The sequence below is a fragment of the Streptomyces lateritius genome (genome assembly GCF_014649715.1).
Lineage (GTDB): Bacteria > Actinomycetota > Actinomycetes > Streptomycetales > Streptomycetaceae > Streptomyces > Streptomyces lateritius.
Genome location: NZ_BMTO01000001.1, coordinates 186,131 through 209,168, shown reverse-complemented (window position 1 = coordinate 209,168; position 23,038 = coordinate 186,131). Strand labels below are relative to the sequence as shown.

The window sequence follows — 23,038 nt, the reverse complement described above, 5'->3', positions numbered from 1 at the left end:
TGTCGCGGGCGACGTGGTCGCCCGCGGCCTTCGCCACCGACTGGCTGCTGGTGTCCACAGCCATCAGCCGGCCTGCCTTCCTGTTACTTCCAGTCCTTGAGGAGCTTGCGGTAGGCGTCGCCCGTCGCCTTGGCTCCCTGCTCCGGGGTGGCCTGGCCGGTGAGGACCTTGGTGTACTCGGTCTGCAGCGGCGCGAACAGGCTGCCGCCCTCGGGGATCCAGGGGCGCTCGACGGCCTTGTCGACGACCGGCTTGAAGAAGTTGATCATCTCGTTGCTCGCCACGTCCGGCTTGATGTAGACGGACTCGCGGGTCGGGAGCAGGCTGAGCTCCTTGGCCGCGGTGGTCTGCGCCTCGACGGAGGTCATGTACTCGACGAAGGCGTACGAGGCGTTCAGGTTCTTGGAGCCCGCGTAGACGGCGAGGTTGTGACCGCCCTGCGGGGCGCCCTGGCCGGCCGAGCCGGCGGGGACCGGGGCGATGCCGAGGTTCGCCTTGTCGGCGAACTCCTTGCCCGCGTAGGTGTCGGTGACGGCCCAGGGGCCGTTGATCATCATCGCGACCTTGCCGTCCTTGAAGGCGGCCTGCATGTTGTCCCAGCCGTTGGTGGCGTCGGTGATCGCGACCTTCGAGTCGACCAGGTCCTTGACGGTGGTCATGGCCTTCACGCCGGCGGCGTTGTCGATGGTGATCTTCTTGCCGTCGGCGTCGACCATGTCGCCGCCCTCTCCGTAGAGGAAGGAGAGGAACCAGTAGGCGTCGTCACCGCGCAGGTAGAGGCCGGTCTTGCCGGTCTTCTCCTTGATCTTGGTGGCGACGGACTTCAGCTCGGCGACTGTCTTGGGCGCCTCGACACCGGCCTCCTTGAAGATCTTCTTGTTGTAGAAGATGCCCATGGAGTCGATGACCTGCGGCACGCCGTAGGTCTTGCCCTGGTACTTGGTGGAGGCGGCGGCCTGCTTGAGGAAGTCCTTGTCGTCCTTCAGAGCGGCGGTGCCGTCCAGCGGCGCGAGGTATCCGAGGTTGGCGAAGTCGGGGGTCCAGGCCACCTCGGAGCGGATGACGTCGGGGGCGCCCGAGCCGGACTGCGCGGCGTTCTTGAACTTGTTCTGCGCCTCACCGAACGGCACGTTCACGTACTTGACGGTGACCTTCGGGTGCTTCTTGGTGAAGCCCTCGGCAAGCTTCTTGAAGACCTTGTCCTCGCTGCCGACGTTGGAGGTGTCCCACCACGTCACGGTGCCGGAGAGCTCGCCCGAGCTCGTCGAGCCGCCGTTGTCGCCGCCGTCACTCCCGCACGCCGCCAGGGTCACGCCCAGGGCTGCGACCAGCGCGGTGGCCGCTATGCCACGCCGCATGTGAACTCCTTCAAAGATCCCGGATGAACGAGGGGCGAAGACCTTCCTCATGCGACCGCTCCCTCGCGGCGCGCCGGGTTGCCAGGAACGTAACAGGGATGAAAACGAGCCGAAAGAGCTTGCGAGAAATTTCTGCAAGGCCCGGCGATCGTTACAGTCGCGTGTCCCGAAGGATGCCGACGAGTCGCTTGACAGTGCGGTCGGAGGCGGTCTTGCGGGGGCCGCACGGGGCTGCAAGCCTTTTCGTCATCGCTTGCAGGACCGTTTCATGACTGGCCTGACCTCGTTGTCAGTACGACGACCAGCACCCGGAACATGCGAGAGGGACACCGCACATGGCCCACGAGCTCACCTCCACGCCGCCGACCGCCGCCCTTGCAAGTCCTTGCGACAGCTCCGTGGGGTGGTGGCGGGACGCCGTCATCTACCAGGTGTACGTCCGCTCCTTCGCGGACAGCGACGGCGACGGGATCGGGGACCTGCGAGGGGTCCGGGAACGGCTCGCCCACGTGGCCGGGCTCGGCGCGGACGCCGTGTGGCTGACGCCGTTCTACGCCTCCCCGCAGGCGGACGGCGGGTACGACGTGGCGGACTACCGGGCCGTCGATCCCGTCTTCGGGGACCTGGCGGACGCCGACGACCTCGTCCGGGCGGCGCACGCGCTCGGCCTGCGGGTGATCGTGGACATCGTCCCCAACCACACCTCGGCCCGGCATCCCTGGTTCGAGGCCGCCCTGGCCGGGGTCGGCCGGGACCGCTACGTCTTCCGCCCCGGGCGCGGTCCCGGCGGCGCCGAGCCCCCCAACGACTGGGAGTCCGTCTTCGGCGGCCCCGCGTGGACCCGGGTCGAGGACGGCACCTGGTACCTCCATCTCTTCGCGCCCGAGCAGCCGGACCTGAACTGGAAGAACGCGCAGGTCCGGGCCGAGTTCGACTCCGTGCTCCGCTTCTGGCTGGATCTGGGCGTGGACGGGTTCCGGATCGACGTCGCCCACGGCATGGTCAAGGCGGAGGGACTGCCCGACATCGGGCACGGGCAGCAGGCGAAGTTGATCGGGACCCAGCGGCTGCCGTTCTTCGACCAGGACGGGGTGCACGAGATCCACCGCCACTGGCGGCGCCTCCTGGAGTCGTACGGCCCCGACCGCATCGGGGTCGCGGAGGCCTGGGCGCCGACGCCGGAGCGGCTCGCGCTCTACGTACGGCCGGACGAGCTGCACCAGGCGTTCAACTTCCAGTTCCTGAACTGCGCCTGGGACGCGGCGGCGCTGCGGTCGGTGGTCGAGGAGTCACTGCGGGCCACGGCGTCGGTGGGCGCGCCGACGACGTGGGTGCTCTCCAACCACGACGTGGTCCGGCACACCACGCGGTACGGGGCCGGCGACCCGGTCACGGGCCTGCGGCGGGCCCGGGCGGCGGCCCTGCTGATGCTGGCGCTGCCCGGTTCCGTCTACGTCTACCAGGGCGAGGAGCTGGGCCTGCCCGAGGTGACCGACCTGCCGGACGAGCTGCGCCAGGATCCCGCGTTCCTGCGCGGCGACGGCCAGGACGGGCTGCGCGACGGCTGCCGCGTCCCGCTGCCGTGGTCCGCCGAGGGCCCTTCGTACGGCTTCGGCCCGGCCGGCGCCTGGCTGCCGCAGCCCCCGGAGTGGGCGGGCCTGAGCGTGGCGGCCCAGACCGGCGACCCCGCCTCCACGCTGGAGCTCTACCGCGCCGCCCTCCGCGTCCGCCGCGACCACCCCGCTCTGGGCGCGGGCGAGGCGGTCGAGTGGCTGGACGCCCCGGAGGGTGTCCTGGCCTTCCGCCGCCGCGCGGAGGCGGGCGGCGTGCTGGTCGCCCTGAACACGACGGGCGCGGACGTGACCGTGGAGCTGCCGGCCACGGGTGCGCCTCTGCTGACCAGCGAGCCCGGCGCGGGCGCGACGGCCGATCTCCCGCGCGCCGCGCGGGAGGACGGGCACGGGACGGGCACCGGCGTCGCGGTGGATCCGCCGGGCCCCGGGGCCGCCGAGCCGTCCGCGCAGGGTCTGCGGGACAGCGGGGGAAGCGGGACCCTGGGGCTCGTACTGCCCTCTCCCGCCGGGGAGTTCGACCCGGAGGCCCCCGGCGCCGGCTCCACGCCGGGCGTCCTCGTTCCGGCCGAGTCCTGCGTTTGGTGGGCAATCTGACGTGCGACCGGTACAGTCCAATCCCATGACCGCGCGGCTTGCCGACATCGCAGCCCAGGCGGGGGTCAGTGAAGCCACAGTCAGCCGCGTGCTCAACGGCAAGCCCGGTGTGGCCGCGGCCACCCGTGAGTCCGTGCTTGCCGCACTCGACGTCCTCGGATACGAGAGGCCGGTACGGCTGCGTCAGCGCAGCGCCGGGCTCGTCGGGCTGATAACCCCCGAACTGGACAACCCGATCTTCCCCGCCCTCGCGCAGGTCATCGGGCAGGCCCTGACCCGTCAGGGCTACACCCCCGTCCTCGCCACCCAGACCCCCGGCGGGTCCACCGAGGACGAGCTGACCGAGATGCTCGTCGACCGAGGGGTCGCCGGGATCATCTTCGTCTCCGGGCTCCACGCCGACACCACCGCCGACATGACGCGCTACGACCGGCTGCGCGGCAAGGGCGTCCCGTACGTCCTCATCAACGGCTTCTCCCCCAAGGTCCAGGCCCCCTTCGTCTCGCCCGACGACCGGGCCGCGATGCAGCTGGCCGTGACACACCTGGCCGCGCTCGGGCACACCCGGATCGGGCTCGCGGTGGGACCGAAGCGGTTCGTGCCGGTGCTCCGCAAGATCGAGGGGTTCCAGCGGGGCATGCGGGAGCGGCTCGGGCTCTCCCAGGAGGAGTCCGAGAAGCTGATCCAGCACTCGCTCTACACCCTGGAGGGCGGGCAGGCCGCCGCCGGCGCCCTGATCTCCGCCGGCTGCACCGCCGTCGTCTGCGCCAGCGACATGATGGCGCTCGGCGCCATCCGCGCCGCCCGGCAGCAGGGGCTGCTCGTGCCGAAGGACGTCTCGGTCGTCGGATTCGACGACTCCCCTCTCATAGCGTTCACCGATCCGCCGCTGACCACCATCCGCCAGCCGGTGCAGGCGATGGGGCAGGCGGCGGTCCGCGCGCTGCTCGAAGAGGTCGGAGGGACGCCGGCCCCTCACAGCGAGTTCGTCTTCATGCCCGAGCTGGTCGTTCGCGGTTCAACCGCTTCCGGCCCGGGCCAGGGAAACTCCGGACAGAACCCCTGACGAAAACCCTGGTGGAGCCCCTGATGGGACCCCGAACCCTCCGCCCTCCGGCCTCGTACTCAAGGCGGAGCGAGTGCGTGCCGAACCCGACCGGGGGATGATCGGACGAGGGGCGTGGATCTGGCAGACTCTCCTCCTATGGGTGAAGCGACCGTGAAGAGTTTGGAAGGCCGGACGGCGGCCACCCCGTCACCCATGCAGGACGGTGGCGGAGTGCGGGCCCGCCTGCGAGCGCCGCGCCGTCCCAGGATCTGGTTCGAGATCCTCCTCATCGGCGTCAGCTACTGGACGTACTCGCTCATCCGCAACGCGGTACCGGAGCAGAAGGCCCAGGCGCTGCGGAACGCCGACTGGATCTGGCAGGCCGAGGAAGCCCTCGGCCTCGCCTTCGAGCAGTCCGTCAACCACGCGGTCAACTCGGTGACCTGGCTCATCGTGTCGATGAACTACTACTACGCCACCCTGCACTTCATCGTGACGATCGGTGTGCTCGTGTGGCTCTACCGGTGGCAGCCGGGCCGTTACGCCGCGTCCCGTACGGTCCTGTTCGCCACCACCGGTGTGGCCCTGGTCGGTTACTACCTGTATCCGCTCGCACCGCCCCGGCTGATGAACGGCCAGAGCTTCGTCGACACGGTCCTGGTGCACCACACCTGGGGTTCGATGGCCTCGGGCAACCTCAAGAACATGTCGAACCAGTACGCGGCGATGCCGTCGATGCACATCGGCTGGTCGCTGTGGTCCGGTCTGATCATCTTCGCCCTCGCCACGGCGCCCTGGGCGCGCATCCTCGGGCTGCTCTACCCGGTCGCCACCCTGGTGGTGATCGTGGCCACCGCCAACCACTTCTGGCTGGACGCGGTGGGCGGCATGATCTGCCTGGCCTTCGGCTTCGCCGTCTCGTACTTCTGGTACGGCTCGCTGCCGCAGGGGCTGCCCGCGCTGGTGGAGTCCGCCCGGCCCGTCGCTCAGGGCGGCGGCGGCGCGGGGCAGACCGGTTCGCCCCCGGCGGAGGCGGACCGGGATCCGGCGGCCCCGGCCGAGAAGGTCGGCTCCGGTACGTGATCCGGCCGGCGGTCATGGTGAGCCGGATCGGCGCCCCCTCGGTCTCGTCGGCCGGGGCGGTCACCGGGCCGACCGTGAACGCCGTGAGACCGGCCCGCAGGCGGTGATCCGCCCGGTGACCTGATCCTCCCCCGCCGCGGCCGCCGCGTGCGTGGTCATCCCCTCCAGCGCCGTCGGGCCGGTCGGACCGTGCCACCGCCCAGGCGGCCCCGCGCGGCGCCTGGGCGGTGCGAGGACCTGACGGGCGACGCGGTGTGCGATGGGCCGGTCCGAGCCGAGCGCCGCGTACGCCCCGCCCTCCCGCAGGTCCCGGCAGCGCCAGGCGCGCTCCACCCGCTCCTCGCCGAGCCGCTTCGACCACTCGTCGGTGTGGTCGGCACGGGTGTAGGTCGGGGGCCAGAAGGCGTCGGTGCCCTGGTCGTGGCAGTCGGCGTGCTCCAGCCAGGCGGCGCCGCCCTCGACGGTGCCGCCCATGAAGAGCTTCACGCCGCCGACCCGCCACCCGTCCGGACCGCTTCTGGAGCCGTACCAGCTCCCCCAGCTTCCCCCGGTCGGCGCCGGGCACGCACCAGGGGGTCAGGCGCAGCCGCAGCGGCAGGCCGCCCTCGGCCTCCAGGGCCGTGAGCAGGCCGGGCCGTCCGCCGAGGTCCATGACGTGCGCGCCGAAGAGCCGGGTGGCGGCCATCGAGGTCAGCGGGTCGACGAGACTGAGGGGCGCCCGAGCCCCGGCCCCTCAGGAGCTGTGGACCGCCGGGGCCGTCGGCTCGGAAGCCGTCGCCTCGCGAAGCCGTCGGCCTCAGGAACCGTAGAAGAGGTCGTCCACGACCGCTCGGGCCCGGCGGGTGATCCGGCGGTAGTCGTCGACCATCTCGCCGACGCGACCGGGGCCGTACCCGAGGTAGCGCCCCACGGCCGCCAGTTCGCGGCCGTCGGAGGGGAAGGTGTCCCCGGGGCGGCCCCTCACCAGCATCACCGCGTTGCGGACGCGGGTCGCCAGGACCCAGGCGTCCTCCAGGGTCTGGGCCTCGTCCGTGGCGATCAGCCCTGCCGCATGAGCGGCGGCCAGGGCCTCGCGGGTCCGGGTGGTGCGCAGGCCGGGTTCCGCCCAGCCGTGGCGCATCTGGAGCAGCTGGACCGTCCACTCGACGTCGCTCAGTCCGCCCCGGCCCAGCTTGGTGTGGAGGGTCGGGTCGGCGCCGCGCGGCAGGCGCTCGGTCTCCATCCGGGCCTTCAGGCGGCGGATCTCGCGGACCGCCTCCTCACCCAGGCCCTCGGCGGGGTAGCGCAGCGGGGCGACCAGTTCGATGAACCGCCGGCCCAGGTCGGCGTCCCCCGCCATGTGTTCGGCCCGCAGCAGCGCCTGGCTCTCCCACACCAGGGACCAGCGGCGGTAGTAGGCCTCGTACGACTTGAGGGTGCGGACCAGGGGGCCGCTCTTGCCCTCCGGGCGCAGATCGGCGTCGATCATCAACGGCGGGTCGGCGGTGGGCACTTGGAGCAGTCGGCGCATCTCGGCGACGACCCGGTTCGCGGCCCGCGCCGCCTCCTGCTCGTCGACGCCCTCGCGCGGCTCGTGCACGAACAGGACGTCCGCGTCGGAGCCGTATCCCAGCTCCTGCCCGCCGAAGCGGCCCATGCCGATGACCGCGAACCGGGTCGGCAGCGTGTCGCCCCAGTCGGCGCGCACGGCGGCGCGCAGCGCCCCCGCGATCGTCGCCGCGTTGAGGGCCGTGAGGGCCCGGCCGACCCGGTCGACCAGTGCGCCCGGGTCGAGTTCGCGGGGGCTGTCCTCCGTACCGTACGAGCCGATGATGTCGGCCGCGGCGGTACGGAACAGCTCGCGGCGCCGTACGCCGCGGGCCGCCGCGACCGCCTGCTCGGCGCCGTCTGCGCGGCCCACCGCCGCGAGGATCTCCTGCTCCAGGTGGTCGCGGCCGCGCGGTTCCAGGCCCTCCGGGGCACCGAGGATCGCGACCGCCTCGGGGGCGCGCAGCAGCAGGTCGGGGGCGAGGCGGCCGGCGGAGAGGACACGGGCGAGGTTCTCGGCCGCCGCGCCCTCGTCACGCAGCAGCCGCAGGTACCACGGGGTCCTGCCGAGCGCGTCGGACACCTTGCGGAAGCCGAGCAGCCCGGCGTCCGGGTCGGCGGAGTCCGCGAACCAGCCGAGCAGCACCGGCAGCAGCGTCCGCTGGATCGCGGCCTTGCGGCTGACCCCGGAGGCGAGCGCCTCCAGGTGGCGCAGGGCGGCGACGGGGTCGGCGTAACCGAGCGCTTCGAGCCGCTGGCCCGCGGCCTTGGGGCTGAGCCTGGTCTCGCCGGGGGTGAGCTGGGCGACGGCGTCGAGCAGCGGCCGGTAGAAGATCTTCTCGTGCAGGCGGCGGACGACCGAGGCGTGCCGCTTCCACTCCCTGTTGAGTTCGGCGACCGGATCGGTGCGCAGGCCCAGGGAGCGGCCCAGGCGGCGCAGATCGCTCTCGTCCTCGGGGACGAGGTGGGTGCGGCGCAGCCGGTAGAGCTGGATGCGGTGCTCCATGGCGCGCAGGAAGCGGTACGCCTCGTCGAGCTGGGCGGCGTCGACGCGGCCGACGTAGCCGCCGGCGGCGAGCGAGCGCAGGGCGTCGAGGGTGGTGCCGCTGTGCAGGGTGGCATCACTCCTGCCGTGCACCAACTGCAGGAGCTGGACTGCGAATTCGACGTCGCGCAGACCGCCGGGGCCGAGCTTGAGCTCGCGCTCGACCTGGGCGACCGGGATGTTGTCGACGACCCGGCGGCGCATCTTCTGCACGTCGGGGACGAAGTTCTCGCGCTCGGCGGCCTGCCAGACCAGGGGGGAGACGGCGTCGATGTAGTCGGCGCCCAGCTCCGGATCTCCGGCCACGGCCCGCGCCTTGAGCAGGGCCTGGAACTCCCAGGTCTTGGCCCACCGCTGGTAGTAGGCGAGATGGGAGGAGAGCGTGCGCACCAGCGGCCCGTTGCGGCCCTCCGGGCGGAGGTTGGCGTCGACGGGCCAGATGGTGCCCTCGACGGTGGTCTCCGAGCAGATCCGCATGAGGTGGGAGGCGAGGCGGGTCGCGGCCTGGAGCGCCTTGCCCTCGTCGGCGCCCTCGGCCGGCTCACCGACGAAGATGACGTCCACGTCGGAGACGTAGTTGAGCTCATGGCCGCCGCACTTGCCCATCGCGATGACGGCGAGCCGGCACTGCGCCGCGTCGTCGGGGGCCGCCCGGCGGGCGATGGCGAGGGCGGCGCGGAGGGTGGCGGTGGCGAGGTCGGCGAGTTCGGCGGCGGCCTGGGCGACATCGGTGGTGCCGCAGACGTCCCGGGCGGCTATGGCGAGGAGGCAGCGGCGGTAGGCGACCCGCAGGGAGACCGGGTCGGTGGCGTCCGCGAGGCAGCGTTCGAACTCGGCGACCCCGGGGTGCAGGTCGGCCGCCTCGTACGTGACGAGGGCCTGCCAGTCCCTGGGGTGCCGGGCGAGGTGGTCGGCGAGCGCCTCGGAGGCGCCGAGGACCCCGAGGAGCCGGTCGCGGAAGGGCTTGGCGGCGAGGAGGGTGCCGGTGAGGGTCTGTCGCTCGGCCTCCGGCTGGGCTTCGACCAGCCGGACCAGGCCGCGCAGGGCGAGGTCGGGGTCGGCGGTGGCGCCGAGCGCGTCGAGGAGCACGGAGTCGCCGCGCAGCGCGGACAGCTCGGGGACGGCGAGCAACTGCTCGGCGGCGGACGGATCGGTGAACCCGTGCCGCAGCAGCCGCGAGAAGGTACTGCTCCTGCGCCCCGGCACCGTCATTCCGCCGCTCCCTCCACCGTCCACGTTCCGCGATCGAGCCTATCCGCAGCGCCTGACGGGGTCGCCCCGGGGAGCCGCGGGCCGGCGCTCCGGCGAGTCGGGACCGATGAGTACCGGGGCCGGACGGAGTCTGTCCTGGTATCGACACCTTCTGTCGACGCCCTGCGAGAGGAGTCACGATGCCCGCCGAGACGATGCTGGATCCCCGCTACAGCGCCCCGGAGGCCGCTGCCGGCGACTGGTCCGAGGCCGTCGCCCGGCTCTCCGCGGCCGAGGTCTACTGGCTGACCACCGTCCGCCCCGACGGCCGCCCCCACGTCACACCCCTGATCGCGGTCTGGTCGGAGGGCGCGCTGCACTTCTGCACCGGCCCGGACGAGCGCAAGGCCCGCAATCTGTCCGCGAACCCGCGGGTGGCGCTCACCACCGGCACGAACAGCCTCTCCGAGGGCTTCGACCTGGTCGTCGAGGGCGAGGCCGTTCAGGTGACGGACGAGGGGCGGCTGCGGGCGCTGGCGGAGGCGTACGTGAAGAAGTACGGAGAGGTTTGGCGTTTCGAGGTGCGCGACGGCGCGTTCCTGGGTGACGGTGGGACCGCCCTGGTGTTCTCGGTCGCGCCCCGTACGGCGTTCGGGTTCGCCAAGGGCGACCGCTTCGGCCAGACCCGCTGGCGTTTCTGAGGAGACCTTCATGAACTGGACGCTCGAAGTCGTCCCCGTCCCCGTCACCGACATGGACCGGGCGAAGAAGTTCTACGGCGACAAGTGCGGCTTCAAGATCGACCTCGACGACGAGGTCGCGCCCGGGATGCGCATCATCCAGGCGACGCCGCCCGGCTCGCGCTGTTCGATCGCGATGCTCAGCGGCATGCCGACGATGCCGGGGGCGAAGGAGATGGCGCCGGGGTCCCTCCAGGGCCTCCAGCTCTGCGTCACGGACATCGAGGCGGCCCGCCGCGAACTGCTGGACCGGGGCGTGGACGTCACTCCGATCCGCCACGTGGGCGAGACGGGCTGGGAGGACGGCAAGGGCGAGACCTGGAACTCGTTCATGTCCTTCGAGGACCCCGACGGCAACGGCTGGGTGGTCCAGGAGGCCCCCTCGGAGCTGTCCGAGCGCTGAGCGCGGGGCCGGGGCGGCCGGGTCAGGCGGTGGGGGTGAAATCCACCCGGTAGCACCTGACCCGCTCGTCCTCCCCCGTGTACCGCATCCCGGCCGCCTCCATCACGCGCTGCGAGGCCGCGTTCCCCAGGTCGGCGTCACCCTTGGCCCCCGCGATCCCCTGCTCCCGCGCGTGGGCGAGAAGAGCACGCAGCGCCTCGGTGGCGTACCCCCGTCCACGTACGCCGGGGACGAGCCCGTACCCGACGGTGACGTACCGCTCCTCGTCCGGCGGCCCGTGGAACCCGATCCCACCGACGGCGACCCCGTCCTCCCGCAGCCGTATCTCGTACGCCCCGAACACCCCGGGACCCCCGTGCGCGGCGACCCGGTCGAGAACCCGGCCCGCCACGGCCACATCCGCGTCCCCGGGATACCCCTCGGCCCACCGATCCCCCGCGCCGGGGTCTTGCGCGACGATCCGCTCGGCCTCGACGACGCCGAGCGGATGCAGCAGCAACCGCTCGGTCGTCAACGGGACGATGGCCTGGGGGTTCCGCACAGTCTCCATCGGCGCAGTCTCCGTCGGCTCCGACGGGCCGTCAAAGGGGTTTCTGGGCGGGCGTCACAGCACCGGCCAGTTCTTCCGCAGACCAGAGGCATCAGCGTGGGCATCCCTCGCGCGTGCAGAGCCCGATGGACTACTGGTCCCCGTCCACGGTAGGCACGGCTTGCCCGGCTCGCGAAACCCCAGCGGGCCCCGCTGGAGACGCACAGCGAGCGTTGCTCGTACCCCCCGGGACGCCGTTTCCGACGGCTGCCCGGAAACGGCTTCAACTCCGAGAAGGGTGAACTGCGCGGGCTCCGCCTCACCGGCGGTCTTGGTGCGAGACACCAGGTCGGCACTAGCGCTATGCGAGGCAAGAATCAACCCCGCCCTGCACCCCTTTATCGAAATGACTGATTCGCTCAGATATGTCACCGTGATCCTTGGGGTTGGTCCACGGCGTTATGTCTCCCATTTTTTGAAGACTGCTTATGATCTCGTCGGTGTCACCCTCCTCCCATTTCAAGGTGCCGTCTTTTATCGCTCCCTGAAGTGTCGCACCGGCGAAGCAGTCGGCCTGCAGCTCCTCAGCTACAGCGCGAAGACCAACATTCAACCTGTTCTGGACAGCGTGCCCCCATTCATGAGCCACTATGAGATAGGGCCACGAATCACCGGCCAGAATGTATCCCATGTCCATGTAGTCGATACTCCATGCGACGAAGTCATCACCAGGGCAATAGATCGCGTTATACTTCTCCCACGGCTCGTCACCCACCAAATCACCCCCGCAATCGGGAAGGCGGGAGCTTTCTACATCATAGAAACCCGATGCGTCGAAGACCTTGGGGGGCTTGTAGGAGCCCGTGAAGTGATCTGACCAATGTTTTTGCCAAAATGTATTGACGACCTCGACGGCACTGCTGGTCTCTTGAGCCAACTCCGGCCTCGGAGGATGAGGATGGGCAGGAGCACTGAAAACCGGGCTCCCCGCAGACGTGCATATGACGACGGCAATCGAGGAGAGAGTCAGCGCAAAACGACGCATCTTTGGCCTCTTCCGCGAAAAACGGGGACTCGCGCCCAAGCTGGGCCATGCATGGGGATCACCCCTGCTCAAATCTCAGAACCTGGCACCGAAGTCCCGCCCTGCGTTCTGAACTCCCAGTGTGCGACTGGCGCTGCCGCCCTGCAATTCGACCTTGCACGGCCATGCCTCAGCGCTGCCCGTGGGCGAGCGCAGCCTGGCCCCTCGCGACTCGACCAAGGGCCCGCCAGGCGACTTGTCCACCCAGTCCTGCGAGGGCCTACATTCGAAGCCAACGGTGACACACAATTACCGAATCCGAAACCAGAAAGGTCACGCTTGTAGTCAGAGACGGAAGCCACAGGCCTGTTCCTCAAAGTTGCGGAAACCTGTGGCCCGCCTCATCCGTCCGTGACGCGCTCCCGGAATTTCCGCACATATGCCCCACGGGATCTGATGCCAATTGGCCGCTGTCCGCCGCCGGCGCGGATCAGTACCAGACGGTGAGGACGTCCGTTGGGGACCCCGCACCCGATGGCCGCCAGACGGCCCAGGGAGACCGGCACGGCTCCGGGCCGGCGGTCGGTGACCGTCGGCCCGGAGCCGTGCAGCAGGGGAACCAGCGCAAACCAGGGCTCACAGCACCGCTTACAGCACCGGCAGGTTCTTGCGGAGCTCGAAGGCGGTGACCTCGGAGCGGTACTCCTCCCACTCCTGCTTCTTGTTGCGGAGGAAGAAGTCGAAGACGTGCTCGCCCAGCGTCTCCGCGACCAGTTCGCTCTTCTCCATCAGGGCGATCGCCTCGCCCAGGTTCTGCGGCAGGGGCTCGATGCCCATCGCGCGGCGCTCCGCGTCGCTCAGCGCCCAGACGTCGTCGTCGGCGCCGGCCGGGAGTTCGTAGCCCTCCTCGATGCCCTTGAGGCCCGCCGCGAGGAGGACCGCGTAGGTGAGGTAGGGGTTGGCACCCGAGTCGATGGAGCGGACCTCCACGCGGGAGGAGCCCGTCTTGCCTGGCTTGTACATGGGGACGCGGATCAGGGCCGAGCGGTTGTTGTGGCCCCAGCAGATGTACGAGGGGGCCTCGCCGCCCGCGCCCGCGCTGCGGGCCGAGCCGCCCCAGATGCGCTTGTAGGAGTTGACCCACTGGTTGGTGACGGCCGAGATCTCGGCCGCGTGCTTGAGCAGGCCGGCGATGAAGGAACGTCCCACCTTGGAGAGCTGGTACTCCGCGCCCGACTCGTAGAACGCGTTGCGGTCGCCCTCGAAGAGGGAGAGGTGGGTGTGCATGCCCGAGCCCGGGTACTCCGAGAACGGCTTCGGCATGAAGGTCGCCTGCACGCCCTGCTCCAGCGCGACCTGCTTCATGACCAGGCGGAAGGTCATGATGTTGTCGGCCGTGGACAGCGCGTCCGCGTACCGCAGGTCGATCTCCTGCTGGCCCGGCGCGCCCTCGTGGTGGGAGAACTCCACCGAGATGCCCATCGACTCCAGCATGGTGATCGCCTGACGGCGGAAGTCCATGCCCACGTTCTGCGGGGTGTGGTCGAAGTAGCCCGAGTTGTCGGCCGGGGTCGGCTTGGTGCCGTCCAGCGGCTTGTCCTTCAGGAGGAAGAACTCGATCTCGGGATGGGTGTAGAAGGTGAAGCCCAGGTCCGAGGTCTTGGCGAGGATGCGCTTGAGGACGAAGCGCGGGTCCGCGAAGGACGGCGAGCCGTCGGGCATGAGGATGTCGCAGAACATGCGGGCCGTGCCCGGCGCCTCCGCGCGCCAGGGCAGGATCTGGAAGGTGCCCGGATCCGGCTTGGCGATCATGTCCGACTCGTACACGCGGGCGAAGCCCTCGATGGCGGAGCCGTCGAAGCCGATGCCCTCGTCGAAGGCCTGCTCCAGCTCGGCGGGCGCCACGGCCACCGACTTCAGGAAGCCGAGCACGTCGGTGAACCACAGGCGCACGAACCGGATGTCGCGCTCCTCGAGCGTCCGGAGCACGAATTCCTGCTGCTTGTCCATATCCACACCCATCTTCGCTGGTCAGGCCGCCTGTTCCCACCGCCTCGGGCACATCGGGGGGCACCTGAGCATCCCACCACATGGTTTCGCGCACGTTGCACACCCATAGTGCCCGCTCCGGTGTGACACAGGTAACGGGGGACCGGCCGTTTCCGGTGGCCCGCTCCCCCGCCCGATCGCCGGCCACCGTGCGCCGGACCACCCGCCCGTCCATCCACCTGTCCCGTACGGCTCCCTGACCACTACGATCTCCGCCCATGGGGGGCACTCCACTCGTACGCCCGTTCTGGCGCGCGCGTCCCATGGCACTGGTGAGTGCCGTGGCGACGCTCCTCGCCGCGCTCTTCGTCTGCCAGGGCGCAGGTGACGCGGCCACCCACGACATGGCCGGGCGGGCGGCGCACGCACCGCACACCACCGCCGCCGTCACCGTCGTCGCGGACGAGTACGTCTGCCCGTACGACCGCGGCGGCTGCTCCCTCTTCCCCTCCCTCGGCCCGGCGGTGCTCACCGCGCCGCCGCTCGACCCCCCGCCGCACGCGGAGGGCCGGCTCCCGCGCCTCGCACCGTCGTACGAGACCGGGTGGGCGCCCCGCCCCGGCGCCCAGCCCCGCGCGCCGGACCTGCACGTCCTTCAAGTACTGCGGACGTAGCGGCCGGGCCCGCGTTCCGCCCGCCCCGGGCTCACGCCGCACCGCCTCACGTCACCCCACATCGAGAAGGACGACATCACCATGGCCGCCAACCGCTCCTCCAACGCCGACCGCCGCGCCCGAATAGAGCAGATGCGCCGCGCCGAGCAGGCCCGCGAGCGCCGCAACCGCTTCATCACGATCGGAGTCTCCGCCGTGGTCGTCCTGAGCCTCGTCGGCTTCGGCGGCTACGTGCTCAACGAGAAGTCGAACGAGAAGGAGCAGCAGGAGGCCGCCGCCAAGGCCCCCATCAAGGACGAGAAGTCCTGGGACGCCAAGAAGCTCGGCCGCAACCACGTCACCACCCCCGTCACGTACGAGATGAAGCCCCCGGTCGGCGGCGACCACGACCAGGTCTGGCAGAACTGCGACGGCGACGTCTACACGAGCAAGATCGCCGAGAGGAACGCCGTCCACTCACTGGAGCACGGCGCGGTCTGGGTCACGTACAGCAAGAAGGCCCCCGAGGCCGAGGTGAAGAAGCTGGCCGAGAAGGTCGAGAAGACCCCGTACTCGCTGATGAGCCCGGTCGACGACCAGGCCGGCGCGATCATGCTGAGCGCCTGGGGCAAGCAGGTGACCGTGGACGGCGCGAGCGACCCGCGGGTCGACGCGTTCTTCACCAAGTACGTGCAGGGCCCGCAGACCCCGGAGCCGGGCGCCGCCTGCACCGGCGGGATCGGCCAGTGACGAGTGCCCGCCCTTCGCGTACGTCCCTGACCCGTACGCACTGGGCGTCGATCGCCGCGGTCGTGCTCGCGCTGCTCTTCGCCGGGGGGGCCGTCACGGTCGCCTCGGCGCAGCGCGAGGAGGCCCCGCGGACGCCCGTGTCGGACTCGGCGGACGCGGGGTTCGCCCGTGACATGGCGGTCCACCACCAGCAGGCCGTCGAGATGTCGTTCATCGTGCGGGACCGTACGACCGACGAGGACGTGCGGCGCCTGGCGTACGACATCGCCAACACCCAGGCGAACCAGCGCGGCATGATGCTGGGCTGGCTGGACCTGTGGGGGCTGCCGAAGACCGAGTCCGGCACCGAGCCGATGGCCTGGATGGGGATGGGCGGCCACGGCGACACCGACCCCCTCGACGGCGCGCTGATGCCCGGCATGGCGACGAAGACCGAGCTGCGGCAGCTGCGGGAGGCGTCCGGCAAGGAGGCGGAGATCCTCTACCTCCAGCTGATGACCGACCACCACAAGGGCGGCGTCCACATGGCCCAGGGCTGTGTGGAGAAGTGCTCGGTGGACGTCGAGCGGAACCTCGCCCAGGGCATGGTCGAGGCGCAGGAGTCCGAGATGGGTCTGATGGCGGAGCTGCTGAGGCAGCGGGGCGCGAAACCCCGCGCCTGAGAACCCCGGCGGAGAGCCTCTGAGGAGGCCCCGCACTGCGGCCCCCGTGACCTCAGCGGTCGCGGGGGCCGCTCTGTACGCGCACAATGGGTGACGCTCGGGGACGTACGTACGACGACGCTCTACGGAGGTACGCACCCCATGACCACGGCGAAGGACATCATGCACACCGGGGCCCGCTGGATCCCGGCCCACGAGACGCTCGACCGTGCCGCGCAGCTGATGCGCGACCTCAACGTCGGCGCCCTGCCGATCGCGGACGAGAACGAACGGCTCTGCGGGATCATCACGGACCGCGACATCGTGGTCGACTGTGTGGCCATGGGCCACGACCCGGCGAAGGTCACGTGCGGCGAGATGGCGCAGGGCACCCCGCGCTGGATCGAGGCGGACTCGGACGTGAGCCAGGTCCTGGACGAGATGACGGGTCACCAGATCAAGCGGCTGCCGGTCATCGAGAACAAGCGCCTGGTGGGGATGATCAGCGAGGCCGATCTGGCCCGGCACCTGGACGACGAGCAGATCAAGGCGTTCTGCGAGAAGGTCTACGCCCGGTCCTGAATCCCGGTCGACCTCCGCGTCGACGGCTCCTGCTCCGACAGGGCCTGCGGCGACAACTCCTGCCGCGACAGCGCCTGATCGAGCACCGCCCGTGCCACCGCGTCCGGGCGGTCCAGCATCATCAGATGGCCCGACGGCTCCGCCGCCTCGTAGTGGGCGCCGAGCCGTCGGGCCAGCGCACGTTGCCGCCGCGCCCAGCGGGCGGAGCCGTTCGGGGCGGCGAGCACGGTGGCGGGCAGGCCGGGCGGCAACGGGAAGCGCTCGCGCAGGGCGAGGAGTTCGGCGGCGACCGCGCGGTAGTGGGTGTTCTCCAGGAGGGCGCCGTTCAGCACGCGCGAAGTGGCGTAGCAGCGGCGTACCAGCGCGGCGGGGGCCGGGTCGCCGCCCGCGGCGCGCGACAGCCGTACGGTGGCGCGGCGGAAGGCCGGCCCGAAGGCGGCCGGCGCTCCGGCGGCACCGAGGATCGCACCGAGGCCGCGGGCGGCGGCGGTCCGCAAGGCGGGGGCGACGGGGGTACGGGCGTGCTCCTCGACGGAGGAGTCGACGAGGACGATCCCGGCGGTACGGTCCGGGTGGAGGCGGGCGAACGCCTCGGCGTGGAAGCCGGCGATCGAGTGGCCGACGACGGTGGCCGGTCCGGGCAGGCGCAGCGCGTCGAGGAGCCCGGCGACGCGGTGGGCCTCGCCGGTGGCGCTGGGCGGAACGGCGGCGGGGGCGGAGAGCCCGTGCCCCGGCCGGTCGAAGCGGACGACCGTGCGGTGGGGGGCGAGCAGCGGGACGACCGGGTCCCAGTCGAACCAGCTCATGGCGAGCCCGGCGCTCAGGACGCAGACGGGTCCTGAGCCCTCGACGACGACGTGGTGGGCGACGCCCCCGACCCGTACGAACCGGCTCGAGTCGTTCACGAACGCTCCCTGGGGTGAGGACGAGGCGGGGACGGGCACGGCGACCACGGGCAGTACGGCGAGAACCCCGAGCAGCGTGAGCACCGCGAGCGCCAGACTGCCACGGGCGCGATCCGCGGCCGTCGGCCGCCCCCGCGTCACGAACACCTCTCGATCACAAAATCCCTGGCATGTCCACATTCGGTTGCCTTAACGTCATGATCACCGACGTCGAAGGATGCCGCATGACCATGCCCACGAACGCTCCCGGACAGAACCCCTGGGGGCCGCCGCCGACCGGAATGCCCGGGGCGCCGCAGCCCCCGTTCCCGCAGCAGCCCCGCAACGGCCTCGGGATCGCCGCTCTGGTCACCGGCATCGTGGGCCTGATCTTCGGGATCATCCCGTTCCTCTTCTGGCTGGGCGCCATCCTGGGCGTCCTGGCCCTCGTCTTCGGCATCGTCGGCCACGGCCGGGCCCGCAAGGGCGAGGCGACCAACAAGGGCGTCGCGCTGGCCGGCATCGTCCTGGGCGCCGTCACGCTCCTCGTCTCCATCGCGTGGGTGATCCTCCTCGCCACCGCGGCGAACGGCGCCGAGGACGACACCGACGGGGAGACCCGCAGGCAGGAGCAGGCCTCCACCGCTCCCTCCGAGCCCGGCCCCACGTCCGAGCCCACCGAGGCCGAGCCCACCGAGACCGCCCCGGCGGCGCTCGCCTTCGGGCAGACCCACACGTACCCGGACGGGGTCAAGGTCACCGTCTCCAGGCCGCGCGCCTACAAGCCCGACCAGTTCGCCGCCGGGCACACCAAGGGGAACAGCGCGTTCCAGGTGACCGTCACCATCGTCAACGGAAGCAAGAAGGCTCTCGACGTCACCACCGCCCTGCCGGACGCGACCGACGCGGAGGGCTCACCGGCCGACCCGGTCTTCGACGGAAGCGACGCCACCGAGATGTTCCAGGGCACTGTCCTCCCGGGCAAGCAGGCCAAGAGCGACTTCGCCTTCTCGCTCTCCCCCGGCGCGGACGGGGAGATGCAGCTGGAGATGGCGCCGAAGATTCTCGAGTACGAGGACGTCATCTGGAGCGGGAAGACCACGTAGTCACGTGGCCCGCGCGACCGAGTGGTCCCGTGGTCGGCACGGCCGAGTGGTCCCGTACGCCAAGACATAGCGTCGGTCTGACGATTACACTGGGCCCGTGCCTCAACTACGCCTCGCTCTGAATCAGATCGACTCGACCGTCGGCGACCTCGCCGGGAACGCCGAGGCGATCGTCCACTGGACCCGGCACTCCGCCGAGCAGGGCGCGCATCTGGTCGCGTTCCCCGAGATGGTGCTGACCGGCTACCCCGTCGAGGACCTCGCCCTGCGGTCGTCCTTCGTCGAGGCGTCCCGGGAGGCCCTGCGGGCGCTCGCGCGGCGCCTCGACGCCGAGGGGTTCGGGGAGCTGCCGGTCGTCGTGGGTTACCTCGACCGTTCCGAGCGGGCCCAGCCCCGGCTCGGCCGGCCCGCCGGCTCTCCCGAGAACGCGGCCGCCGTGCTGCACCGCGGCGAGGTGGTGCTGCGCTTCGCCAAGCACCACCTGCCCAACTACGGTGTTTTCGACGAGTTCCGCTACTTCGTCCAGGGCGACACGATGCCCGTCGTACGGGTCCACGGGGTGGACGTCGCCCTCGCGATCTGCGAGGACCTGTGGCAGGAGGGCGGCCGGGTGCCCGCCGCGCGGAGCGCGAAGGCCGGACTGCTCGTCTCGATCAACGCCTCGCCGTACGAGCGGAACAAGGACGACACCCGGCTGGAGCTGGTCCGCAAGCGGGCCCAGGAGGCCGGCTGCACCATCGCCTATCTCGCGATGATCGGCGGCCAGGACGAGCTGGTCTTCGACGGCGACTCGATCGTCGTGGACGCGAACGGTGAAGTGATCGCGCGTGCCCCGCAGTTCTCCGAGGGCAGCGTCGTCCTCGACCTCGATCTGCCGTCCGCCGCGGCGGACGCGCCCACGGGCGTCGTCGACGACGGGCTGCGCATCGACCGGGTGGTCCTCTCCGAGGACCCGCTGCCGGCCTACGAGGCGGAGCTGACGGGCGGTTACGCGGACCGGCTGGAGGACGACGAGGAGGTGTACTCGGCCCTGGTCGTCGGCCTGCGCGCGTACGCAGCCAAGAACGGCTTCCGGTCCGTCCTCATCGGCCTGTCCGGCGGCATCGACTCGGCGCTCGTGGCGGCGATCGCCTGCGACGCGGTCGGGGCGCAGAACGTGTACGGCGTGTCGATGCCGTCGAAGTACTCCTCGGACCATTCGCGGTCCGACGCCGCCGAACTGGCCCGTCGTACCGGGCTCAACTTCCGCACGGTGTCGATCGAGCCGATGTTCGACGCGTACATGGGCGCGCTCTCCCTCACCGGCCTGGCAGAGGAGAACCTGCAGTCCCGGCTGCGCGGCACGCTGCTGATGGCCCTCTCCAACGAGGAGGGCCACATCGTCCTCGCGCCGGGCAACAAGTCGGAGCTGGCGGTGGGGTATTCGACTCTGTACGGCGACTCGGTCGGCGCGTACGGCCCCGTCAAGGACGTCTACAAGTCGACCGTGTTCCGCCTCGCCCGCTGGCGCAACCGGGCGGCCCAGGAGCGCGGGCAGATCCCGCCGATCCCGGAGAGCTCGATCTCCAAGCCGCCGAGCGCCGAGCTGCGCCCCGGGCAGGTCGACACCGACTCGTTGCCGGACTACGACGTCCTGGACCGGATCCTGGCGCTGTACGTCGACCGCGACCAGGGCCGGGACGCGATCGTGGCGGCCGGTTTCGACGAGGAGCTGGTGACCCGGACCCTGCGGATGGTGGACATGGCGGAGTACAAGCGGCGCCAGTACCCGCCGGGCACCAAGATCTCGGCGAAGGGCTTCGGCAAGGACCGCCGGCTGCCCGTCACGAACCGCTGGCGGGAGACGACGAACCACTGACAACCGGGTCGTGCTCCGTACCCGTGTCTGTGCCGAGGGGGCTTCCCGCGACGACGCGGGAGGCCCCCTTCGCAGTGCGGCCCGTGCGGTCCGACAGACCCGCCACCGCGGCGACGGCGAGCCCGGCCACGGCGAGGACGGCGCCGACGAGGGTCGGCGAGGTCCAGCCCCAGCCGGCGGCGACGGCCGCTCCGCCGGCCCAGGCCCCGCCCGCGTTGGCGAGGTTGAAGGCGGAGTGGTTGGAGGCGGAGGCGAGGGTGGGGGCGTCCTTGGCCTTGTTCATGACCAGCATCTGGAGCGGGGTGGTGGTCATGAAGCCGACCGCGCCGAGGACGACGACCGTCACGAGCGCCAGCCACGGCACGTGGATCGTGAAGCGGAACGCGACCAGGACGAGGGCGAGCGCACCCAGGGAGCCGTACAGCGTCGGCCGCAGCGCCCGGTCGGTCAGCGGCCCGGCGGCGAGCGCGCCGGCCGTCATGCCGATGCCGAACAGAGCGAGGACGAGGGTGACGGAGGACTCGCCGAAGCCCATCACCTCGGTCGTCATCGAGGCGAGGTACGAGTAGACGGCGAAGACGCCCGCGAAGCCGAAGACGGCGGTCAGCAGGCCGAGCAGCACCTGCGGGCGGCCGAGCGCGCGCACCTCGCGGCCGAGGTTCTGGTGCGCCTCCACGGGGACGTGGGGGACGAGCCGGGCGAGGGCCGCCATGGCCAGCAGGCCGATGACGGTCACGACGAGGAAGGTGGCCCGCCAGCCGAGGTGCTGGCCGAGGAGTGTCGCGGCGGGGACGCCGAGGATGTTGGCGACCGTGAGGCCCAGGAACATCGTGGCCACCGCCCGCGCCTGCCGGTCCTCGCGCACCAGGCGGGCTGCGACGACGGCGCCGACGCCGAAGAAGGCGCCGTGCGGGAGCCCGGCGAGGACCCGGCCGCCGATCAGCCAGCCGAAGCCGGGCGCGAGCGCGGAGGCCAGGTTGCCGACGACGAACAGTGCCATCAGCAGGAGCAGCATCTTCTTGCGGGGGACCCGCGAGCCGAGGGCGGTGAGCAGCGGGGCGCCGAGGACGACGCCGATCGCGTACGCGGAGACGAGGTGGCCGGCCGTGGGGACGGAGGTGCCGAGATCGTCGGCGACATTGGGCAGCAGGCCCATCATCACGAACTCGGTGGTGCCGATGCCGAAGGCGGAGACGGCGAGCGCGAACAGCGCCAAGGGCATGGAGAGAGCCTTTCCCGTAGTTAGTTCTTCTACGGAACAAATACGCTCAGGTGGATGTTCCCCACGGGCCACCCGGGGATGAAGGGAAGGTTGCGGAAGTCTCCGGGGGGGAGCCGTCAGAGCCGGACGCGGGCCGCGATCGGCAGATGGTCGCTCTTGGTCTCGGGCAGCGTCCAGGAGGAGACCGGCTCGACGCCCTTCACCATGATCTGGTCGATCCGCGCCATCGGGAACGAGGCCGGCCAGCTGAAGCCGAAGCCGTCGCCCGACGCGCCCTGCGTGGAGCGCAGCTGCGAGGTGACCCCGTTGAGCGAGCGGTCGTTCATGGTGCCGTTGAGGTCGCCGAGCAGGACGATCCGCTCGTGCGGGTCGGCGGCGATGGCCTCGCCCAGCGCGTCCGCGCTGTTGTCGCGCTGGTTGGCGGTGAAGCCCGCGTTCAGCTTGACCCGTACGGACGGGAGGTGGGCGACGTACACGGCCACGTTCCCCTGGGGCGTGGCGACGGTGGAGCGCATGGCGCGGGTCCAGCCCATCCCGATGTCGACCGGGCGCGTGTCGTTCAGCGGGTACCTGCTCCACAGCCCGACGGTGCCCTGCACGGAGTGATACTTGTACGTGTCGGCCAGGCCGCGCTCGTACACCGGGACCATGTCGCCCTTGAGCTCCTCCAGGGCCACCACGTCCGCGCCTGAGCCGGCGATCTGGCGGGCGGTGCCCTCGGGGTCCGGGTTGTCGGCGTTGACGTTGTGGGTGGCCACGGTGAGGTCGCCGCCCGTGCCCGACTTGTCGGTGATCAGGCCGCCGAAGAGGTTGAGCCAGACGACGGCCGGCAGCAGCAGGGCGACCAGCGCGGTCGCGGAGCGCCGCAGCAGGGCCAGGACGAGGAGCAGCGGCACGAAGACGCCGAGCCAGGGCAGGAAGGTCTCGGTGAGGCTGCCCAGGTTGCCGATCCGGTTGGGGATCTCGGCGTGGAAGACCATCAGCAGGGTGAGCAGCACCGCCGTGCCGGCCAGGACGATGCCGCGGCGCCAGATGCCCCGGTCGCCGCGCCAGCGGTCGAGCGCCGATCGGAACCGGGACCCGGAGCGCTCGTTCCGGGCGCCGCCGTTCTCGGTCTCCGTCATGTCCACCCGCGCCATCGCTCTGTCCTCACTGCCTTGCTGCCGTGCTTGTCGTGCTGTGTTCTGCTGTCCTGCTCGGTGACCCGACGTCGACACTAGGTGATGAGGGGTCGGTC

19 protein-coding genes and 1 pseudogene are annotated in these 23,038 nt (G+C 71.1%); 11 read left to right on the top strand and 9 right to left on the bottom strand.

Annotated features, from left to right (window positions below; genetic code table 11):
* Positions 1-83: 83 nt before the first annotated feature.
* On the bottom strand, positions 84-1,358 hold the full coding sequence (locus tag IE136_RS01020) for an extracellular solute-binding protein (protein ID WP_158986742.1): 1,275 nt from the start codon (positions 1,356-1,358) through the stop codon (positions 84-86).
* 335 nt (positions 1,359-1,693) lie between these two features.
* On the opposite strand from IE136_RS01020, the gene IE136_RS01015 reads away from it, so the two are divergent.
* From IE136_RS01015 to IE136_RS01005, 3 genes are all read left to right on the top strand, one after another.
* Positions 1,694-3,526, top strand: coding sequence for a glycoside hydrolase family 13 protein (locus IE136_RS01015; protein ID WP_229818585.1), 1,833 nt, complete (start codon positions 1,694-1,696; stop codon positions 3,524-3,526).
* 25 nt (positions 3,527-3,551) lie between these two features.
* Positions 3,552-4,592 (top strand): LacI family DNA-binding transcriptional regulator, encoded by a 1,041-nt coding sequence (locus tag IE136_RS01010; protein ID WP_158986744.1) that lies wholly within the window; start codon positions 3,552-3,554, stop codon positions 4,590-4,592.
* A gap of 138 nt (positions 4,593-4,730) precedes the next feature.
* Positions 4,731-5,657, top strand: a complete 927-nt coding sequence (locus tag IE136_RS01005) for a phosphatase PAP2 family protein (RefSeq protein ID WP_189599170.1) — start codon at positions 4,731-4,733, stop codon at positions 5,655-5,657.
* On the opposite strand, the pseudogene IE136_RS35290 reads toward IE136_RS01005, so the two are convergent.
* Together IE136_RS35290 and IE136_RS00995 are read right to left on the bottom strand one after the other, a co-directional pair.
* Positions 5,644-6,351: pseudogene (locus tag IE136_RS35290) on the bottom strand (amidohydrolase family protein); the annotation flags it as partial. The gene IE136_RS01005 and the pseudogene IE136_RS35290 sit on opposite strands and share 14 nt — an antisense overlap.
* Positions 6,352-6,453: 102 nt before the next feature.
* Positions 6,454-9,441 (bottom strand): bifunctional [glutamine synthetase] adenylyltransferase/[glutamine synthetase]-adenylyl-L-tyrosine phosphorylase, encoded by a 2,988-nt coding sequence (locus IE136_RS00995; protein ID WP_158986748.1) that lies wholly within the window; start codon positions 9,439-9,441, stop codon positions 6,454-6,456.
* A gap of 179 nt (positions 9,442-9,620) precedes the next feature.
* Between IE136_RS00995 and IE136_RS00990 the strand changes: the two genes are divergently transcribed.
* Complete coding sequence (locus tag IE136_RS00990) at positions 9,621-10,121, top strand: pyridoxamine 5'-phosphate oxidase family protein (protein WP_158986750.1); 501 nt, start codon at positions 9,621-9,623, stop codon at positions 10,119-10,121.
* Between the two features lie 10 nt (positions 10,122-10,131).
* The gene (locus IE136_RS00985; RefSeq protein ID WP_158986752.1) at positions 10,132-10,563 is read left to right on the top strand and encodes a VOC family protein; all 432 of its coding nucleotides are present in this window, start codon (positions 10,132-10,134) and stop codon (positions 10,561-10,563) included.
* A gap of 22 nt (positions 10,564-10,585) precedes the next feature.
* Here IE136_RS00985 and IE136_RS00980 read toward each other — a convergent pair whose 3' ends face one another.
* From IE136_RS00980 to glnA2, 3 genes are all read right to left on the bottom strand, one after another.
* A complete protein-coding gene (locus IE136_RS00980) occupies positions 10,586-11,113 on the bottom strand; it encodes a GNAT family N-acetyltransferase (RefSeq protein WP_229818584.1) in 528 nt (175 codons plus the stop codon).
* 340 nt (positions 11,114-11,453) lie between these two features.
* Positions 11,454-12,137, bottom strand: coding sequence for a neutral zinc metallopeptidase (locus IE136_RS00975; protein ID WP_189599168.1), 684 nt, complete (start codon positions 12,135-12,137; stop codon positions 11,454-11,456).
* A 627-nt stretch (positions 12,138-12,764) separates the two neighbouring features.
* Positions 12,765-14,126, bottom strand: coding sequence for a gamma-glutamylpolyamine synthetase GlnA2 (glnA2, locus tag IE136_RS00970; protein WP_158986756.1), 1,362 nt, complete (start codon positions 14,124-14,126; stop codon positions 12,765-12,767).
* A gap of 257 nt (positions 14,127-14,383) precedes the next feature.
* Here glnA2 and IE136_RS00965 point away from each other — a divergent pair, with 257 nt between their 5' ends.
* The 4 genes from IE136_RS00965 to IE136_RS00950 all read left to right on the top strand — a co-directional run bounded on the left by IE136_RS00965 (position 14,384) and on the right by IE136_RS00950 (position 16,731).
* The gene (locus tag IE136_RS00965) at positions 14,384-14,779 is read left to right on the top strand and encodes a hypothetical protein (protein ID WP_189599167.1); all 396 of its coding nucleotides are present in this window, start codon (positions 14,384-14,386) and stop codon (positions 14,777-14,779) included.
* A gap of 81 nt (positions 14,780-14,860) precedes the next feature.
* Positions 14,861-15,508 (top strand): thioredoxin-like domain-containing protein, encoded by a 648-nt coding sequence (locus tag IE136_RS00960; protein WP_189599166.1) that lies wholly within the window; start codon positions 14,861-14,863, stop codon positions 15,506-15,508.
* A gap of 26 nt (positions 15,509-15,534) precedes the next feature.
* Entirely contained in the window at positions 15,535-16,170 is a 636-nt protein-coding gene (locus tag IE136_RS00955) for a DUF305 domain-containing protein (protein WP_189599330.1), read from the top strand.
* Between the two features lie 141 nt (positions 16,171-16,311).
* Positions 16,312-16,731, top strand: coding sequence for a CBS domain-containing protein (locus tag IE136_RS00950; protein WP_158986758.1), 420 nt, complete (start codon positions 16,312-16,314; stop codon positions 16,729-16,731).
* Here the strand turns inward: IE136_RS00950 and IE136_RS00945 are convergent.
* A complete protein-coding gene (locus tag IE136_RS00945) occupies positions 16,716-17,636 on the bottom strand; it encodes an alpha/beta hydrolase (protein ID WP_158994213.1) in 921 nt (306 codons plus the stop codon). The two genes, IE136_RS00950 and IE136_RS00945, sit on opposite strands and share 16 nt — an antisense overlap.
* 224 nt (positions 17,637-17,860) lie before the next feature.
* On the opposite strand from IE136_RS00945, the gene IE136_RS00940 reads away from it, so the two are divergent.
* A complete protein-coding gene (locus IE136_RS00940) occupies positions 17,861-18,721 on the top strand; it encodes a DUF4190 domain-containing protein (protein WP_158986760.1) in 861 nt (286 codons plus the stop codon).
* A 97-nt stretch (positions 18,722-18,818) separates the two neighbouring features.
* On the top strand, positions 18,819-20,579 hold the full coding sequence (locus tag IE136_RS00935; protein WP_189599165.1) for an NAD+ synthase: 1,761 nt from the start codon (positions 18,819-18,821) through the stop codon (positions 20,577-20,579).
* Here IE136_RS00935 and IE136_RS00930 read toward each other — a convergent pair.
* The gene (locus tag IE136_RS00930; protein WP_189599164.1) at positions 20,545-21,801 is read right to left on the bottom strand and encodes an MFS transporter; all 1,257 of its coding nucleotides are present in this window, start codon (positions 21,799-21,801) and stop codon (positions 20,545-20,547) included. The genes IE136_RS00935 and IE136_RS00930 overlap by 35 nt on opposite strands.
* Positions 21,802-21,917: 116 nt before the next feature.
* Positions 21,918-22,940, bottom strand: coding sequence for an endonuclease/exonuclease/phosphatase family protein (locus IE136_RS00925; RefSeq protein ID WP_158986766.1), 1,023 nt, complete (start codon positions 22,938-22,940; stop codon positions 21,918-21,920).
* Positions 22,941-23,038: the final 98 nt, after the last annotated feature.